Annotated in this window: 15 protein-coding genes; 7 read left to right on the forward strand and 8 right to left on the reverse strand. The window is 71.0% G+C overall.

Annotated elements, in window-relative coordinates; translation table 11 throughout:
• Window positions 1-30 precede the first annotated feature (30 nt).
• The gene (locus ACIQU3_RS35120; protein WP_403729511.1) at window positions 31-771 is read left to right on the forward strand and encodes an SDR family NAD(P)-dependent oxidoreductase; all 741 of its coding nucleotides are present in this window, start codon (window positions 31-33) and stop codon (window positions 769-771) included.
• A gap of 73 nt (window positions 772-844) precedes the next feature.
• Here the strand turns inward: ACIQU3_RS35120 and ACIQU3_RS35125 are convergent, their stop codons facing one another.
• The gene (locus ACIQU3_RS35125) at window positions 845-1981 is read right to left on the reverse strand and encodes a mechanosensitive ion channel family protein (protein ID WP_403729514.1); all 1137 of its coding nucleotides are present in this window, start codon (window positions 1979-1981) and stop codon (window positions 845-847) included.
• A gap of 62 nt (window positions 1982-2043) precedes the next feature.
• On the opposite strand from ACIQU3_RS35125, the gene ACIQU3_RS35130 reads away from it, so the two are divergent.
• Window positions 2044-2658 (forward strand): dienelactone hydrolase family protein, encoded by a 615-nt coding sequence (locus ACIQU3_RS35130; RefSeq protein ID WP_403730479.1) that lies wholly within the window; start codon window positions 2044-2046, stop codon window positions 2656-2658.
• Between the two features lie 4 nt (window positions 2659-2662).
• Here the strand turns inward: ACIQU3_RS35130 and ACIQU3_RS35135 are convergent, their stop codons facing one another.
• From ACIQU3_RS35135 to ACIQU3_RS35150, 4 genes are all read right to left on the reverse strand, one after another.
• On the reverse strand, window positions 2663-4333 hold the full coding sequence (locus ACIQU3_RS35135; RefSeq protein ID WP_403729519.1) for an alkaline phosphatase D family protein: 1671 nt from the start codon (window positions 4331-4333) through the stop codon (window positions 2663-2665).
• 199 nt (window positions 4334-4532) lie between these two features.
• Window positions 4533-5357, reverse strand: coding sequence for a thioredoxin domain-containing protein (locus tag ACIQU3_RS35140; RefSeq protein ID WP_403729522.1), 825 nt, complete (start codon window positions 5355-5357; stop codon window positions 4533-4535).
• 139 nt (window positions 5358-5496) lie between these two features.
• Entirely contained in the window at window positions 5497-6189 is a 693-nt protein-coding gene (locus ACIQU3_RS35145; RefSeq protein WP_403929677.1) for a hypothetical protein, read from the reverse strand.
• A gap of 69 nt (window positions 6190-6258) precedes the next feature.
• Window positions 6259-7584 (reverse strand): DUF2252 domain-containing protein, encoded by a 1326-nt coding sequence (locus tag ACIQU3_RS35150; protein ID WP_403729528.1) that lies wholly within the window; start codon window positions 7582-7584, stop codon window positions 6259-6261.
• A 216-nt stretch (window positions 7585-7800) separates the two neighbouring features.
• Between ACIQU3_RS35150 and dnaE the strand changes: the two genes are divergently transcribed.
• A complete protein-coding gene (dnaE, locus tag ACIQU3_RS35155) occupies window positions 7801-11340 on the forward strand; it encodes a DNA polymerase III subunit alpha (RefSeq protein WP_403729531.1) in 3540 nt (1179 codons plus the stop codon).
• A gap of 142 nt (window positions 11341-11482) precedes the next feature.
• Here the strand turns inward: dnaE and ACIQU3_RS35160 are convergent, their stop codons facing one another.
• A complete protein-coding gene (locus ACIQU3_RS35160) occupies window positions 11483-11647 on the reverse strand; it encodes a hypothetical protein (protein WP_403729535.1) in 165 nt (54 codons plus the stop codon).
• A gap of 221 nt (window positions 11648-11868) precedes the next feature.
• Between ACIQU3_RS35160 and ACIQU3_RS35165 the strand changes: the two genes are divergently transcribed.
• From ACIQU3_RS35165 to ACIQU3_RS35180, 4 genes are all read left to right on the forward strand, one after another.
• A complete protein-coding gene (locus tag ACIQU3_RS35165) occupies window positions 11869-13080 on the forward strand; it encodes an NYN domain-containing protein (protein ID WP_403729538.1) in 1212 nt (403 codons plus the stop codon).
• Window positions 13081-13214: 134 nt separating this feature from the next.
• The gene (locus ACIQU3_RS35170) at window positions 13215-14189 is read left to right on the forward strand and encodes an ABC transporter ATP-binding protein (protein WP_403729541.1); all 975 of its coding nucleotides are present in this window, start codon (window positions 13215-13217) and stop codon (window positions 14187-14189) included.
• A gap of 103 nt (window positions 14190-14292) precedes the next feature.
• On the forward strand, window positions 14293-15114 hold the full coding sequence (locus tag ACIQU3_RS35175; protein WP_403729546.1) for an ABC transporter permease: 822 nt from the start codon (window positions 14293-14295) through the stop codon (window positions 15112-15114).
• A 56-nt stretch (window positions 15115-15170) separates the two neighbouring features.
• Window positions 15171-15869 carry an AAA family ATPase gene (locus ACIQU3_RS35180; protein WP_403729549.1) on the forward strand — a complete coding sequence of 233 codons (699 nt, stop codon included), beginning with the start codon at window positions 15171-15173 and terminating at the stop codon, window positions 15867-15869.
• On the opposite strand, the gene ybaK is transcribed toward ACIQU3_RS35180, so the two are convergent.
• Complete coding sequence (gene ybaK, locus ACIQU3_RS35185; RefSeq protein WP_403729552.1) at window positions 15856-16356, reverse strand: Cys-tRNA(Pro) deacylase; 501 nt, start codon at window positions 16354-16356, stop codon at window positions 15856-15858. The two genes, ACIQU3_RS35180 and ybaK, sit on opposite strands and share 14 nt — an antisense overlap.
• Window positions 16357-16366: 10 nt before the next feature.
• Window positions 16367-17107: an LON peptidase substrate-binding domain-containing protein gene (locus tag ACIQU3_RS35190; RefSeq protein ID WP_403729555.1), complete on the reverse strand. Its 741-nt coding sequence runs from the start codon at window positions 17105-17107 to the stop codon at window positions 16367-16369.
• Between the last annotated feature and the right edge of the window lie 6 nt (window positions 17108-17113).

The following is a 17113-nucleotide window of genomic DNA, read 5'->3' on the forward strand; positions in this document are numbered from 1 at the left end:
GGGCCGCCGGGGCGTCGTAGGGTCGTTCGTATGGCACGGAATGTGGTAATCAGTGGTGGAGGTACGGGAATTGGGCTCGCGGCGGCGCGGGTGTTCGCCGCCGACGGGGATCGGGTGCTGCTGCTCGGGCGGCGCGCCGAGGTGCTGGAGAAGGCCGAGGTGCCCGGCGCGTCGACCTACGCGGCCGATCTCGCCGAGCCGGAGGACGTGCGCGCTGTCGCCGCCTTCGTGGAGCGCGAGCTGGGCACGGTGGACGTGCTCGTGCACAGCGCCGGCGGCAGCGGGCTGCTCGAACCGGAGGCACCGCAGGGCGATCCCCTCGCGGCCGTCGCGCACACCTGGAACGTGAACTTCAGGCTCAACACCCTGACCGCGGTCCTGCTCACCGAGGCGCTGAAGCCGCGGCTGGCCGAGCCCGGCGGCCGGGTGCTGTTCCTCAGCTCCATCGCCGCCTACCGGGGATCCGGAAGCGGGGCGTACGCGGCGGCCAAGGCCGGGCTGCATCCCTACGCCCACGACCTGGCCCGCGAACTGGGGCCGCGGGGCATCACCGCGAACGTGGTGGCGCCCGGCTACATCGAGGACACCGAGTTCTTCGGTGACGCGATGGCCGAGGAGCGCCGGGCCCGGCTCGTCGGCGAGACGTCGAACGGACGGGCCGGAACCCCGGGGGACGTCGCCGCGACCCTGCACTGGCTGGCCTCCCCGGGCGCCGGGCACATCACCTCGCAGATCATCCAGGTCAACGGCGGTGCCGAGCGCGGCCACTGACCCGGCGGAAACCAGGAGGGGCTCCCCGCGCCGCGGGGAGCCCCTCCACACGTCCGGAACGTTCGAGTGGCGGTCAGCGCTCGGGCCGTCCCGAACCGTTGCCGTGGTAGCGGCGCTGCTGGGCCGGTACGGCCTCGGCGGACGGCCGGTGGCCGTTGCTGCCGGAGGACGGCGGGAGCGCCGCGTCCGCCGTGTTGACCCGGGGCAGCGCGTAGGGGTGCTCGCGGGTCAGCCAGCGGATCATCTCCTCGCGGACGGTGACCCGCACCGTCCAGATGTCGTCCGCGTCCTTGGCCGTCACCAGGGCCCGCACCTGCATGGTGTTCGGGGTGGTGTCCGTGACGGACAGGTTGTAGGCGCGGCCGTCCCAGGCCGGGCACTCGCGCAGAATGTCGCGGAGCTTGTCGCGCATCGCCTCCACCGGCGCCGAGTGGTCGACGTGCCAGAAGACGATCCCCGTCATCTGCGGGGTGCCGCGCGACCAGTTCTCGAACGGCTTGGACGTGAAGTACGACACCGGCATGGTGATGCGGCGCTCGTCCCAGGTGTGGACAGTCAGGAAGGTCAGCGTGATCTCCTCGACCGTGCCCCACTCGCCGTCCACCACCACCGTGTCCCCGATGCGGACCATGTCGCCGAAGGCGATCTGGAACCCCGCGAACATGTTGCTCAGCGTGGACTGGGCGGCGACACCGGCCACGATGCCGAGGATTCCGGCCGAGGCCAGCAGCGACGCACCGGCCGCCTTGAAGGCCGGGAAGGTCAGCAGCATGCTCGCCGCGGCCACCACTCCGACGACCGCGGACACCACCCGCATGATCAGCGTCACCTGGGTGCGCACCCGGCGGACCCGGGCCGGGTCGCGATGGGCACGGGCGTGGGCGTACCGGCTGTAGGACGTCTCGACGATCGCCGCCGCGATACGGATCACCAGCCAGGCGGTCGACCCGATCAGCACCAGCGTCAACGTCTGGCCGATGGCCTCCCGGCGCTGCTCCAGCAGTTGCGCCTCGTCGTACGACCCTCTCAACAGGGCTGCGAAGAGGACCAGCATGTAGGGGATGCGGCCACGTCGGAGCAGGCCCCACAGCGGGGTCTCGTGGTGTCGTTCGTCGGCCTTGCGCAGCAGGAAGTCGGTCGCCCAGCCGATCACCAGCGTGAGCACGACCGAGCCACCGACCACGATCAGCGGTCGTAGCAGGTTCTCCATGCCCCCGAACCTAACCGGCTCCCGGGGTGCATGAACATGTGACTTCCGCTGCGTCGTGGGTAGTGCCGCGATGCCGGGTCGTCACACCCGGCTGGCACCATGGCCTCATGAACATCATGCTCTTTCACTCGACCTTCGGGCTGCGGCCCGCGGTGCTGCACGCCGCTGACCGCCTGCGAGCGGCCGGACACGAGGTGTGGACGCCGGACCTCTTCGAGGGGCGCACCTTCGAGGAGGTCGAGGAGGGCATGGAGCACAAGGAGAAGATCGGCAAGGAGGAGCTGCTGAAGCGGGCGGTGCTGGCCGCCGCGCCGTACTCCGAGCGGGGGCTGGTGTACGCCGGGTTCTCGCTCGGCGCCTCCATCGCGCAGACCCTCGCCCTCGGTGACGACAAGGCGCGCGGCCTGCTCCTGCTGCACGGCACGTCGGACATCGCACCGGACGCCACCGCGCCGGACCTGCCGGTCCAGCTGCACGTGGCGGAGCCGGACCCCTTCGAGACGGACGACTGGCTCAGCGCCTGGTACCTCCGGATGGGCCGCACCGGAGCCGACGTCGAGGTGTACCGGTACGCCGGGGCCGGCCACCTCTACACCGACCCCGGCCTGCCCGACTACGACGAGGAGGCCGCCGAGGCCACCTGGCGGGTGGCACTCGGCTTCCTCGAGACCCTGTAGGCGGTTACACCGGGTTCTGGACGCGCTCGAGCTTCTGCGTTCCGCTGAGGGTGCGGTACGAGCGGGACCACTTGGCGGTCGCGTCGCGCTTGGCGCGGTCGGAGATCACGTAGTAGTCCATCTGCGCGCGCTCGGCCGTGATGTCCAGGACACCGAATCCGTGGCGGTCCGTGTCGACCCAGTGGACGTGGCGGTTGGCCGCGCGGATGACGGGTGAGGCGACCGCGGAGACCGTGCCCTCGGGGACCTTCACGATGTCGTCGAGGTTGTCCGAGGTGACCGACGTGACGACGAACTCCGTGGCGGCCGACGGGGACAGCGGATACGTCCCGGCGTCCACCGGTACGTCGTTGGCCCACGCCATGTGGATGTCGCCGGTGAGGAAGACGGTGTTGCGGATCGCGTTCGTCCGCAGGTGCGCCAGGATCTCGCGGCGGTCGTCGGTGTAGCCGTCCCACTGGTCGGTGTTGAGGGCCAGGCCCTCCTGCGGCAGGCCCAGCAGTTTGGCGAGCGGCTTCAGCAGGTCGGCGGAGAGCGAGCCGATGGCGAACGGCGAGATCATCACCGAGTTGCCGACCAGCCGCCAGGTCGTGTCCGAGGACTTCAGCCCGGCCTTGAGCCAGTCGAGCTGGGCGCGGCCGGTGAGCGTGCGGTCCGGGTCGTCGACCTCGCCGTTGCCGACCTTCACCTGCTGCGAGCGGAAGGAGCGCAGGTCCAGCAGCGAGAGGTCGGCCAGCTTGCCGAAGCGCAGCCGGCGGTAGGTGGTGCCCGCGATGGCCGGGCGCACCGGCATCCACTCGAAGTAGGCCTGCTTGGCCGCGGCCTGGCGGGCGGACCAGGCGCCCTCCGCGCCCTCGGTGTGGTTCTCCGCGCCGCCCGACCAGGTGTCGTTGGCGAACTCGTGGTCGTCCCAGATCGCCACCACCGGGGCCGTGGCGTGCAGCGCCTGGAGGTCGGGGTCGGTCTTGTAACGGGCGTGCCGGGTGCGGTAGTCGGCGAGGGTAACGATCTCGTGGGTCGGGGCGTGCGGGCGGACGACCTTGCCGCGGGTGGCGTACTCGCCGGTGCCGTACTCGTAGATGTAGTCGCCGAGGTGCAGCCAGGCGTCCAGATCGCCGCGGGCGGCGAGGTGCCGGTACGGGGAGAAGTAGCCGGCCTCCCAGTTGGCGCAGGAGACCACGCCGAAGCGCAGGCCCGTGACGGCGGCGTCGTGCGCCGGGGCGGTACGGGTGCGCGCGGCGGGGGAGTCGGTGCCGCCGGCGGAGAAGCGGAACCAGTAGTCGGTGCCCGGCTGAAGGCCGCGGACGTCGGCCTTGACGGTGTGGTCGGAGGCCGCCGTGGCGGTGGTGGAGCCCTTGGCGACGACCGTGGTGAACGCCTTGTCGCGGGCGACGACCCAGCTCACCTCGGTGTCCGGGCCGACTCCCGAACCGGGTATCGCCTCGGGCACCGGGGTGACGCGGGTCCACAACAGGATGCCGTCCGGCAGCGGGTCACCGGAGGCGACGCCGTGCAGGAAGGCGGGGGCCTGGTCGACGGCGCGCGCCGGCAGGGTCGCCGCCAGCGGCCCGGCCAGGACAGCAGTCGCCGCCGCGGCCTTGACGACCGTACGGCGGCGCGGAGTGAGGGAGTTGAGGCCCTCTGACGTCTTCGATGATCTGTATCGACTGGTCACGACCGATCAGGTTACTGGTCGGTATGCGACGGGAGAGGGCGAACTCCCGAAGTTCGCCCGCTCTTTCAGCTCCGGATACCGGGGCTGCTCGGCGTTGTGCCTTGCCGTTCTTGGAGGCGCGGGACTCCACATGCGCCTCCAGAGGGCGGGGACGACCGGCCCCGACGCCGCCGGGGCCGGCCACCGCAACGAGAAGTGACTAACTCTTGAGCGCTGAGTCGATCGCCTTCTTGTAGTCCGCAAGCGTCCCGGGGGCGCTCTGACCGTCGCTGCCCGTGAGCTTCTTGCCGTCCATGAGCAGCGTCGGCGTACCACTGAAGTCGTACTTCTTGCCGTCTGCGTCGAACTTCTCGGCCATCAGCAGCGCCCACTTGTCGTAGGTGCCGTCCTTCACGGCCTTCTGGAACGCCTTGTTGCCCTTGAGGGCATCGACCGTGTTCGCCACCTTGATCAGGTAGCTGTCGTCCTTGAACTTGTCATCCGTCTCGACGGGGTGGTACTTGGCCGAGTAGAGCGCCGTCTTGTAGTCGAGGAACGCGTCGGTGCTCACGTTCAGGGCGGCGCCCAGGGCGCTCAGGGCGTTCTTGGACCCCTCACCGGGGACGTTGCCGTCGATGAAGGTCGCGCCGACGTACTGGAGCTTGTACTTGCCGTCCTCGACGTCCTTGTGGATGGTCGAGCCGAGGGTCTGCTCGAACTGGGCGCACGCCGGGCAGCGCGGGTCCTCGTACATGACCAGGGTCTTCTTTGCGCTGTCCTTGCCGATGACGACCGTCGTGCCGTCCTTGCCCGACGTGTTGGCCGGCTCGACGAGCTCGGCGCTCTTTGCGGCCTCCCAGTCGTCGGGCTTGTTGGCCTGGACGACCGCGTAGCCGATACCGCCGGCTATCGCCAGGACGCCGACGATGGAGCAGGCGACGACGACCTGCCGCTTGGTCTTCGCCCGCTTGGCCTCGCGCTCGCGCTCGATGCGCAGTCGCTCACGGGCCGCCGTCTTCGCCGTCTGGCTGTTGCGCTTGCTCATGGTGATCTTCTCCGTGGGGGACGCGCACACCTGTGTGTGCGGGATACGTAGGGGGACTGCCGGTGCTCGGAAGTGCCGCAGGGGAAGACGCAGGAGCCTCCCGCGGCGGGCGAGTGCCTTCTTGGCGGCGAGTGCCTTCTTACGCGAAGGCGGGGGAGCACGGCGGTCCACGCCGTCCCAGGGAGCACGTGAGGATCCGGTCGCGGGCGGTGGGCGTGCGGCCGGCGGCCCGCGCCGGCAGGTGCCGCCCGGCCGGGGCCCGCTCCACCGCGACCGCGGCGACCGCCAGCAGCAGCGGCCGGAACGTGGTGGCCGTCACCGCCCGCAGCAGCTGGGCCAGGGCCCGCTCACCGCGGCGCAGCCAGACGGCGGCCAGGAGCCCGACGCCGATGTGCGCGCCGAGCAGCAGCCAGGCCGTCGCCGGGTCGGCATGGGCGACCGCGACCGCGAGCCGCTCGCTGCCGGTGGCCCCGGCCATCCGGGCCAGGGGTGTGCCGACCTCGCCGCCGCACAGGACGTCGAGGCCGACCGAGCGCAGGGGACCGGCGACCGGGCCGCCCGCCCGGCCGTAACAGGCGTGCTGGCCCGTGGTGAACACCGTGTCGGCGGCCAGTTCCAGCGGGATCAGCAGGGCCGCGATCCTCCCGAAGGAGCGCTCGCGGCCCGCCAGGGCGAACGCGATCACGAACACGGCGGCGGCGACCGCGGCCACCGTGCTCACCGGCAGCGGGGCTCCGGACAGCAGCACGTGCGACGCGGTGCTGAGCGTCACGACCACGGCCGTGAACAGCGCCGCGCGTACGGCTCTGAGCGGGATCCCGGATATGTCCATAGCGATAGGAGAGTGTGTCACGTGGGCCTGTAAGGGACCCCTAAAGGATGCCTGTGCGAGGCCTCGCCGTCACAGGCCCGGAATCCGTCCGTTGCGGAACAGGTCCACGAAGGTCTGGTGATCGGCACGGGCGCGGGCACCGTAGCCGTGCGCGAAGTCGACCAGCAGCGGCGCGAAGCCCTCCTCGTCGGCCGCGATCGCCGCGTCGATGGCCCGCTCCGTGGAGAACGGCACCAGGGACTCGCCGGACTGGTCGTCCGCCGCCGCGTGCATCGCGGCGGTCGCCCGGCCCAGGTCGGCCACCACCTGGGCGATCTCCTCCGGGTCGTCGATGTCGCCCCAGTCCAGGTCGACCGCGTACGGCGAGACCTCCGCGACCAGCTGGCCGGCGCCGTCCAGCTCGGTCCAGCCCAGCCACGGGTCGGCGTGTGCCTGGAGGGCCCGCTGGGAGATGACCGTGCGGTGCCCCTCGTGCTGGAAGTAGTCGCGGATCGCCCGGTCCGTGATGTGCCGGGAGACCGCCGGGGTCTGGGCCTGCTTGATGTAGATCACGACATCGTTCTCCAGGGCGTCGCTGTGCCCCTCCAGCAGGATGTTGTACGACGGCAGCCCCGCCGAGCCGATGCCGATGCCGCGCCGGCCGACGACGTCCTTCACCCGGTAGGAGTCCGGGCGGGCCAGGGAGCTGTCCGGCAGCGTCTCCAGGTAGCCGTCGAAGGCGGCGAGGACCTTGTAGCGCGTGGCCGCGTCCAGCTCGACCGAACCGCCTCCCGAGGCGAAGCGGCGCTCGAAGTCACGGATCTCCGTCATCGAGTCCAGCAGGCCGAAGCGGGTCAGCGAGCGGGCGTCACGCAGCGCGTCCAGCAGCGGGCCCTGCGCACTGTCCAGAGTGAAGGGCGGCACCTCTTCGCTCTTCGCGCCCGTCGCCAGGGCGTGGATCCGCCGGCGGTACGCGCCCGCGTACACCCGCACCAGCTCGCTGATCTGCTCGTCGCCGAGCGCCTTCGCGTACCCGATCAGCGCGATGGAGGCGGCGAAGCGCTTCAGGTCCCAGGTGAAGGGGCCGACGTAGGCCTCGTCGAAGTCGTTGACGTTGAAGATCAGGCGGCCGTTGGCGTCCATGTACGTGCCGAAGTTCTCCGCGTGCAGGTCGCCGTGGATCCACACGCGCGAGGTGCGCTCGTCCAGGTACGGCCCGCCCTGCTTCTCTTCGTCCAGATCGTGGTAGAAGAGGCACGCCGTCCCCCGGTAGAAGGCGAAGGCCGAGGCCGCCATCTTCCGGAACTTCACGCGGAACGCGGCCGGGTCGGCGGCCAGGAGCTCGCCGAAGGCGGTGTCGAAGACGGCGAGGATCTCCTCGCCGCGGTGCTCCTCGTCGAGCTGCGGGAACGACATCGCTGGGTGCCTCCTGGTGCATGCGTGTCAGGGCGGCTGGTCCGCCCTGACGGCTAACGTGCGGCGGCCCGCGGGAGTGCCCGCGGCCCTTGCCAGAAGGTACGCGGGTCAGCCCTCCGGGTGTCAGTGCCGAGGCATAGACTTCGACGCTGTCCCCCAGGCTGTCCGCAGCCTGCCGGGCCCGTCCGACCCCTGTTCTCCCTGGAGGCCGCAGCCGTGTCAAAGCCGCCGTTCACGCACCTGCACGTCCACACCCAGTACTCGCTGCTGGACGGTGCCGCGCGGCTGAAGGACATGTTCAACGCGTGCAACGAGATGGGCATGTCGCACATCGCCATGTCCGACCACGGCAACCTCCACGGGGCGTACGACTTCTTCCACTCCGCGCAGAAGGCCGGGGTCACCCCGATCATCGGGATCGAGGCCTATGTCGCGCCCGAGTCCCGGCGCAACAAGCGCAAGATCCAGTGGGGCCAGCCGCACCAGAAGCGGGACGACGTCTCCGGCTCCGGTGGCTACACCCACAAGACGATGTGGGCCGTGAACAGCACGGGTCTGCACAACCTCTTCCGGCTGTCCTCCGACGCGTACGCCGAGGGCTGGCTGCAGAAGTGGCCCCGGATGGACAAGGAGACCATCTCCCAGTGGTCCGAGGGGATCGTCGCCTCCACCGGCTGCCCCTCCGGCGAGGTCCAGACCCGGCTGCGCCTCGGCCACTTCGACGAGGCGCTGAAGGCCGCCGCCGACTACCAGGACATCTTCGGCAAGGACCGCTACTTCCTGGAGCTGATGGACCACGGCATCGACATCGAGCACCGGGTCCGCGACGGCCTCCTGGAGATCGGCAAGAAGCTCGGCATCCCCCCGCTGGTCACCAACGACTCGCACTACACCTACGCGCACGAGGCGACCGCCCACGACGCCCTGCTGTGCATCCAGACGGGCAAGAACCTCTCCGACCCGGACCGCTTCAAGTTCGACGGCACCGGCTACTACCTGAAGTCCACGGACGAGATGTACGCCATCGACTCCTCGGACGCCTGGCAGGAGGGCTGTGCCAACACCCGCCTGATCGCCGAGATGGTCGACACCAAGGGCATGTTCGTCAAGCGCGACCTCATGCCCAAGTTCGACATCCCGGAGGGCTACACCGAGGTCAGCTGGTTCCGCGAGGAGACCCTGCGCGGCATGCACCGCCGCTTCCCGGACGGCATCCCGGACGACCGCATGAAGCAGGTCGAGTACGAGATGGACACCATCATCTCGATGGGCTTCCCGGGTTACTTCCTCGTGGTCGCCGACTTCATCATGTGGGCCAAGAAGCAGGGCATCGCCGTCGGCCCCGGCCGAGGCTCAGCGGCCGGCTCGATCGTCGCCTACGCCCTCGGCATCACCGACCTCGACCCCATCCCGCACGGCCTGATCTTCGAGCGGTTCCTCAACCCCGAGCGCATCTCCATGCCCGATGTCGACATCGACTTCGACGAGCGCCGGCGCGTCGAGGTGATCCGGTACGTGACGGAGAAGTACGGCGCCGACAAGGTCGCCATGATCGGCACGTACGGCACCATCAAGGCCAAGAACGCGATCAAGGACTCCGCGCGCGTGCTGGGCTACCCGTACGCGATGGGCGACCGCATCACCAAGGCCATGCCCGCCGACGTCCTCGGCAAGGGCATCAACCTGGACGGCATCACCAACCCCGAGCACCCCCGCTACTCGGAGGCGGGCGAGGTCCGGGCGATGTACGAGAACGAGCCGGACGTGAAGAAGGTCATCGACACCGCCAAGGGCGTCGAGGGCCTGGTCCGGCAGATGGGCGTGCACGCCGCCGGTGTGATCATGTCCAGCGAGACCATCACCGACCACGTGCCCGTCTGGGTCAGGCACACGGACAAGGTCACCATCACCCAGTGGGACTATCCGAGCTGCGAGTCGCTCGGCCTGCTGAAGATGGACTTCCTGGGCCTGCGCAACCTGACGATCATGGACGACGCCGTCAAGATGGTGAAGTCCAACAAGGGGATCGACGTCGATCTCCTGAGCCTCCCGCTCGACGACCCCACGACCTTCGAGCTGCTCCAGCGTGGCGACACCCTCGGCGTCTTCCAGTTCGACGGCGGCCCGATGCGCTCCCTGCTCCGGCTGATGAAGCCGGACAACTTCGAAGACATCTCCGCCGTGTCGGCCCTGTACCGCCCGGGCCCCATGGGCATGAACTCCCACACGAACTACGCGCTGCGCAAGAACGGGCAGCAGGAGATCACGCCCATCCACCCCGAGCTGGAGGAGCCCCTCAAGGAGGTCCTGGACGTCACCTACGGCCTGATCGTCTACCAGGAGCAGGTGCAGAAGGCCGCCCAGATCATCGCCGGCTACTCGCTCGGCGAGGCCGACATCCTCCGCCGCGTGATGGGCAAGAAGAAGCCCGAGGAACTGGCGAAGAACTTCGTCCTCTTCCAGGAGGGCGCCCGCAAGAAGGGCTTCAGCGACGAGGCCATCCAGGCCCTGTGGGACGTGCTGGTCCCCTTCGCCGGCTACGCGTTCAACAAGGCGCACTCCGCCGCGTACGGACTCGTCTCCTACTGGACGGCGTACCTCAAGGCGAACCACCCCGCCGAGTACATGGCCGCGCTGCTCACGTCCGTGAAGGACGACAAGGACAAGTCGGCCGTCTACCTCAACGAGTGCCGCCGCATGGGCATCAAGGTGCTCCCGCCGGACGTCAACGAGTCGATGTCCAACTTCGCGGCCCAGGGCGACGACGTGATCCTCTTCGGCCTCTCCGCCGTCCGCAACGTCGGCACCAACGTGGTCGAGTCGATCATCAGGTGCCGCACGTCCAAGGGGAAGTACGTCTCCTTCCCGGACTACCTCGACAAGGTGGAGGCGGTGGTCTGCAACAAGCGCACCACCGAGTCGCTGATCAAGGCCGGCGCCTTCGACGCCATGGGCCACACCCGCAAGGGCCTCACCGCGCACTACGAACCGATGATCGACAACGTGGTCGCGGTCAAGCGCAAGGAGGCCGAGGGGCAGTTCGACCTCTTCGGCGGCATGGGCGAGGCCGAGACCAGCGAGCCGGGCTTCGGGCTCGACGTGGAGTTCTCCCCCGACGAGTGGGACAAGACCTACCTGCTCGCCCAGGAGCGGGAGATGCTCGGCCTGTACGTCTCCGACCACCCGCTGTTCGGCCTGGAGCACATCCTGTCCGACAAGGCCGACGCGGGCATCTCCCAGCTGACCGGCGGTGACTATTCCGACGGCTCCGTGGTCACCATCGGCGGCATCATCTCCGGCCTCCAGCGCAAGATGACCAAGCAGGGCAACGCCTGGGCCATCGCCACCGTCGAGGACCTCGCCGGCTCGATCGAGTGCATGTTCTTCCCCGCGACCTACCAGCTCGTCTCGACGCAACTCGTCGAGGACGCCGTGGTGTTCGTCAAGGGCCGCCTCGACAAGCGCGAGGACGTCCCGCGGCTCGTCGCGATGGAGTTGATGATCCCGGACCTGTCCAACGCGGGCACCAACGCGCCCGTGGTCCTCACCATCCCGGCCACCCGGGTCACCCCGCCGCTGGTCAGCCGCCTCGGCGAGGTCCTCAGCCACCACAAGGGCGACAGCGAGGTCCGGATCAAGCTCCAGGGGCCGACCAAGACGACCGTGCTGCGGCTGGACCGGCACCGGGTGAAGCCGGACCCGGCGCTGTTCGGCGACCTGAAGGTGCTGCTCGGACCGTCCTGCCTGGCCGGGTGAGGCGGGCACCGGCCGCCGCGCGCCTCAGTCCTCATCCTGGCCCGCGGTGATGATCCGGCTCTCGATGCGCTTGAGGGGCGTACCCGCAACCGGGTACGCCCCTCGTGCATGTGCGCGGGATCAACACCCCGTCACACAGGCGTCAGTTGTGGCCGAAGCTGCGCTTTCGCTTGGCCGACGCCATCTCGCCGGGGGTCGTCTCGACCTCGGGCTGGGGCTCGGACTGCGAGGCGGGGCTGCGGTCGGCCCGCTGGCCACGCTCGGTCGGACGCTGCTGCTTACGGTCACGGTTCTTGTTCTTGGCCATGGTGATGCCTCCTGTGGGGGACTAGGGGCCAGGGCCGGGACCAGATTCACACAGGCCGACAACGATCGCATGTCGGACAATTACCGTGCGTGACAGGGGTGGTCGGAGCGGGAGGCGCTGAAACGCCACGCCGAAGATCGAGTTCGGGCCGTTAACCTCTGCGCCGTCGGGCAGACTCGAAGCAAGCCCGAAGCAAACCTCCTGGGAAGAGGGTGAGTCGCGTGGACCGCTGCATCGTCCTGGTGGACGCTGGGTATCTGCTGGGAGCCGCGGCGAGTCTCCTCGCCGGGGAGCCCTCACGGTCCCGCATCACCGTCGACCACACCGCCCTCATCCAGGGGCTGCGTGAGCGCGCCGAGTCCGACACCCAGCAGCCGCTGCTGCGCATCTACTGGTTCGACGGCGCCCCCGACCGCGTTCCGCAGCCCGAACACCGCAGACTGCGCGTGATGCCCCGGGTCACCGTCCGGCTCGGTGCCCTGACCCGCAGCGACGGCCGCTGGGCGCAGAAGGGCGTGGACGCGGCGATGCACGCCGAACTCACCGAACTGGCCCGCAACCGCGCCTGCTCCGACGTCGTCCTCGTCACCGGCGACGGCGATCTGCTGCCCGGCATGATGGCCGCCAAGGAACACGGCGTCGCCGTCCACCTGTGGGCCGTCCAGGCCGCCGACGGCGACTACAACCAGTCCGAGGACCTGGTCGCGGAAGCCGACGAGCGGCGCGTCCTGGACCGTACGTGGATCACCAAGGCCGTCCGCGCCAAGGACCACACCGGGGTGTGCGCACCGCAGTCCGCGCCCCGGCCCGAGATCGCCGCCATCCTCTCCGCGCCGCTGCCCGAGTCCGCCCTCGGCGCCGCGACCGACCGGCCCGCCCCGCAGCCCCGGCACCAGGAGGCCGCCGCCGGGCAGAACGGCACCGAGGAGCGGGTGCCCGCCGCCAAAGGGGTCCCCACGCCCAAAGACCTGGCCGCCCTGCGCGCCCCCGGCAACCAGCCCGCCCAGCACCCCGCCTCCGCCACCCTCCGGTGGTCCTCCGACAAGGGCTGGGTCGACCGGCCCGCGGCCGAGCCCCCCGAGGCCGCCTCGATGCCGACGCTCGCCCAGCTGACCACGGCGGAGCAGCGCTGGGCCGACCGCGAGGAGGACATCACCACCGTCGGCGGTGACCCCTTCGAGGTGGGACAGGTCTTCGCCCGGCGCTGGGTCGAGCGCCTGGGAGACCAGAGCCACCTGCAGAAGCTGTCCGGCATGTACCCGCGCATCCCGCACCGTGTCGACGGTGAGCTGCTGCGCTACGCGGCCCGCTTCGGCCTGCTCGCCCACAAGGACGACCAGATCGACGAGCGGGACCGGTACGCCATCCGGGCCGGCTTCTGGCGGGAGATCAGCGTGCGCACGGGAGTGGAGCACCCGCCCGTCGACGCCTGAGTTCTCCGCCGGCGATTTCCCGGTACGGACCGACCCGAGGGCCGACCCGAGGACCGACCAGGGCCGCCGACCCCGTAGTCTCGTCCCTTGTGAGTACGGGCGCGGCACAGGCATTTCGGCACGATGGTGACGTCGTGTGCGCGGTGCGCGGGCTGACCAAGACCTACCCGGCCGTCCGCGGCCGGCGCGGCTCCCCGGGAACACCCGAGGTCCGGGCCACGGACGACGTGACGCTGGACATCCGCCGCGGCGAGATCTTCGGCCTGCTCGGCCCGAACGGCGCCGGCAAGTCCACCCTCGTGCGCCAGCTGACCGGGCTCATGCGGCCCGACCGGGGCGGCGTGGAGATCCTCGGCCACGACATCGTGCGCCATCCCGAGCGGGCCGCGCGGATCCTCGCCTACCTCGGGCAGGAGTCGACCGCTCTCGACGAGCTGACCGTGTCCCTCGCCGCCGAGACCACCGGGCGGCTGCGCGGCCTGGACGTGCGGCAGGCCCGGGCCGAGCGGGACGCCGTCCTCGACGAGCTGGGACTCGCGCCGCTCGCCGGCCGGCCGTTGAAGAAGCTCTCCGGGGGCCAGCGGCGCCTGGCGTGCCTCGCCGCGGCCCTGGTGGGGGAGCGGCCGCTGCTCGTCCTCGACGAGCCGACCACCGGCATGGACCCGGTGGCGCGGCGCGCCGTGTGGTCCGCGGTCGACCGGCGCAGGGCCGAGCGCGGGACGACCGTGCTGCTCGTCACGCACAACGTCATCGAGGCCGAGACCGTCCTGGACCGGGTGGCCGTCCTCGACCGGGGGCGGGTGATCGCCTGCGACACCCCCGCCGGGCTCAAGGAACAGGTCGCCGGCGAGGTGCGGGTCGACCTGGTGTGGCGGGACGCGGCTCCGCTGCACGTGCCCGAGGTGGCCGCGCTGCGGGACCGTGTCGTGGAGTCGGGCCGCCGCTGGACGCTGCGGCTCGGGCCGGAGGAGGCCAGGGCGGTCGTCGCGACCGTCACCGGTGGGTCCGCCTTCGCCGCCCTGGACGACTTCACCCTGGCCACGCCGAGCCTGGAGGACGTCTACCTGGCCCTCGGCGGTGCCGTGCAGCAGGGGCTGGTGAAGGTGTGAGCACCACAGCGCCGGGCGGGCGGGCCGTGAGTGCACCGGCCGCCGTATCCGTACCGAACAGGCGACTGCCGCAGTGGACCCGAGCGAAGGGGAGCAGCGCGACGTGAGTGTCGTACCCGCCGATGTCCTGCCGGGCAGTGCCCTGGCCGCCGAGGGGCGCGCCGAGGGCGCGGCCGAGCTCGGGCCCCGGGCGCGGCTCTGGCCGTCGCTGGCAGCCGTGTACCGGGCCCAGCTGTCCCGGGCGAGGGTGGCGCGGATCCCGCTGCTGTTCGTGGCGACCTTCCAGTCGGTCGGGATCATGATCCTGATGCGCGGGGTCGTGGACGACGGGGCGGAGGCGCAGGCCGTCGTCGCCGGGTCGTCGGTCCTGGTGGTCGCCTTCGTCGCGCTGAACCTGCTCGCGCAGTACTTCGGGCAGCTGCGGGCCAGTGGCGGGCTCGACCACTACGCGACGCTGCCGGTGCCGCCGGCGGCGGTGGTGCTGGGCGCGGCGGGGGCGTACGCCTCGTTCACCGTGCCGGGGACCGTGGTGACCGCGGTGTTCGGCTGTGTGCTGTTCGGGCTGCCGATGGCCCATCTGTGGGTCCTCATGGCCGTGATCCCGCTCGCGGGCGCCGCGCTCGCCGGGCTCGGCGCGGCGCTGGGCCTGCTCGCGCCCCGGCCGGAACTGGCCACGCTGCTCGGGCAGCTCGGCATGTCGGCGGCGCTGCTGCTGGGTGTGCTGCCGGCGGACCGGATGCCGGAGATCGTGCGCTTCGCGCGGGACCTGCTGCCGTCGACGTACGGAGTGGAAGCCTTCGCGCGTACGTTCGGGCCGCACCCCGACTGGGCCTTCGTGCTCGGGGACCTCGCGGTGTGCGGGGCCGTGGGCGTCGTCTCGCTGGCCGTGGCGACCTGGGCGTACCGCCGGGCGGCCGTCCGATGAGCGGGGAGCGGTCGTCCGGTGACGCGGCGCACAGGCGGGCCTGGCACGATGGCAGAGTGACCGCACCACTGACTCCGCCTCCGCCACCGCACGAACACTCCGCACAGGGCGCGTGGCAGCCGCCGGACGCCGGGCCTGCGGCTCCCGGGTCGCAGCACGCCGAGTACGCCGGGCACGGCTGGTACGGACAGGACGGCCCCGGGATGAAGACGGAACTGCGGGAAGCCGCCGTGATCGCGGTGGCCGTGGCGCTCGGCGGGGTGCTGCTCGGAGTGCTGTGGTGGTGGCTCGCGCCGCATGTGCCGCTGGTCGGCGACGTGGTGGAGAAGAACTGGGTCGTCTTCCTCAAGGACACCGAGGGGGAGCAGGCCATCGGCGTCGACGGCACGTTCACGCTGCTCGGGCTGGCCTTCGGGGCCGTCAGCGCGCTGGCCGTCTTCCTGCTGCGGCGGCGCGGGGGTGTACCGCTGGTGGTGGGGCTGGCCCTCGGCGGACTGCTCGGGTCGTTGCTCGCCTGGCGGATCGGGGTGTGGCTCGGACCCGCCGAGGACGTCGTCGCGCACGCGCGGGAGGTCGGACGGGGCGTGACCTTCGACGCGCCGCTGAAGCTGGGTGCGAAGGGGTCGCTCCTGGCGTGGCCGCTGGCCGCGCTGGTGCTGCACCTCGGCCTCATGGCGTTGTTCGGCCCTCGCGACCCGGAACCGGAGTTCCCGGCCGGGCCGTACCAGGAGTCGTCCGCGGCTAACGGCCGATAGGCGCCAGGACCGCCCCGGTCAGCTGCCGCAGGTCGTCCGGGGCGAGTTCCACCTCCAGGCCCCTCCTGCCCGCCGACACGCAGATCGTCGTGTGGGCCGACGCCGAGGCGTCGAGGACCGTCGGCAGCTTCTTGCGCTGGCCCAGCGGTGAGATGCCGCCGCGGACGTAACCCGTCGTGCGCTCCGCCAGGGCCGGGTCGGCCATCGCCGCGCGTTTGCCGCCGACGGCAGCCGCCAGGGCCTTCAGGTCCAGCTGGCCCGCCACCGGGACCACCGCGACGGTCAGCGCGCCGTCGACGTCCGCGACCAGGGTCTTGAAGACGCGGTCGGGGGAGACGCCCATGGCCTCGGCCGCCTCCTCGCCGTAGGAGGGGTGCGCGGGGTCGTGGTCGTAGGAGTGGACCGTGTAGCTCGCGCCCGCCGCCGTGAGGGCCACCGTCGCGGGCGTACCGCCCGGCTGTTGCTGTTTCTTCGACTTCTTCGCCATGCCGATCCGCTCAGTTGAGGCTCATCGGGCCGCGCGTCAGCTCCGACGCCGGCAACGACGGCAGATTACGGATGATCGCCGTCTCGGAGCGAAGGAGTTTCAGCTCGTCACGCAGCCGGGAGGCCGTGTCCGGGGACTGGAGCAGGCGCTGCTTGGTCGGCGTGTCCAGCATCATGGCGGCCGCCACCAGGTACGACACCACGCCCGGCTCGTCCGGCAGGTCGGCCCCCGTCGTCAGGGACCGTTCCCGCGCCCCGGCCAGCCGCTTCTGGTACTGGCGGAACGAGCGCAGCACCCCCTCCGCCAGGGGCGCGGCCTCGTCGCCCGGTTCCTCCTCCAACGGCTCCAGCTCGGCGGTCAGGAACGGCCCGGAGGCCTCCACCGACAGCAGCTTCACCCGGGTCGTGCCGGTCGCCAGCACCTCGAAGGAGCCGTCGGTGCGCTCCCGGATCGTCGCCGCGTCCGCGATGCAGCCGACCCCGTGGAACGCCTTGGCCGGCTCCGCGCCGAAGCCCGCCGCGGGCCCTCGCTCGGGCACGGCTGTCGGGTCGGGCATGCCGGGCGCGCTCGGCGCCACCTCGTGGCCGTCGCGGATCGCCACGACGGCGAACCGGCGCGGCTCGTCCTCGGGCGTCTTCAGCAGTTCGCGCATCATCGCGCGATACCGCTCCTCGAAGACGTTGAGCGGCAGCACGAGCCCCGGGAACAGCACCGAGTTCAGGGGGAAGAGGGGGAGCCGGACGGTGGTCACGACGCA

This window comes from Streptomyces sp. NPDC101110 (assembly GCF_044759525.1).
Classification (GTDB): domain Bacteria; phylum Actinomycetota; class Actinomycetes; order Streptomycetales; family Streptomycetaceae; genus Streptomyces.

Excerpts from the sequence above, each read along its gene's own strand:
- ACIQU3_RS35120 (WP_403729511.1), top strand. The coding sequence starts at position 31 with ATGGCACGGAATGTGGTAATCAGTGGTGGAGGTACGGGAATTGGGCTC.
- ACIQU3_RS35125 (WP_403729514.1), bottom strand. The coding sequence starts at position 1,981 with ATGGAGAACCTGCTACGACCGCTGATCGTGGTCGGTGGCTCGGTCGTG.
- ACIQU3_RS35140 (WP_403729522.1), bottom strand. The coding sequence starts at position 5,357 with ATGAGCAAGCGCAACAGCCAGACGGCGAAGACGGCGGCCCGTGAGCGA.
- ACIQU3_RS35145 (WP_403929677.1), bottom strand. The coding sequence starts at position 6,189 with ATGGACATATCCGGGATCCCGCTCAGAGCCGTACGCGCGGCGCTGTTC.
- ACIQU3_RS35150 (WP_403729528.1), bottom strand. The coding sequence starts at position 7,584 with ATGTCGTTCCCGCAGCTCGACGAGGAGCACCGCGGCGAGGAGATCCTC.
- ACIQU3_RS35160 (WP_403729535.1), bottom strand. The coding sequence starts at position 11,647 with ATGGCCAAGAACAAGAACCGTGACCGTAAGCAGCAGCGTCCGACCGAG.
- ybaK (WP_403729552.1), bottom strand. The coding sequence starts at position 16,356 with ATGGCGAAGAAGTCGAAGAAACAGCAACAGCCGGGCGGTACGCCCGCG.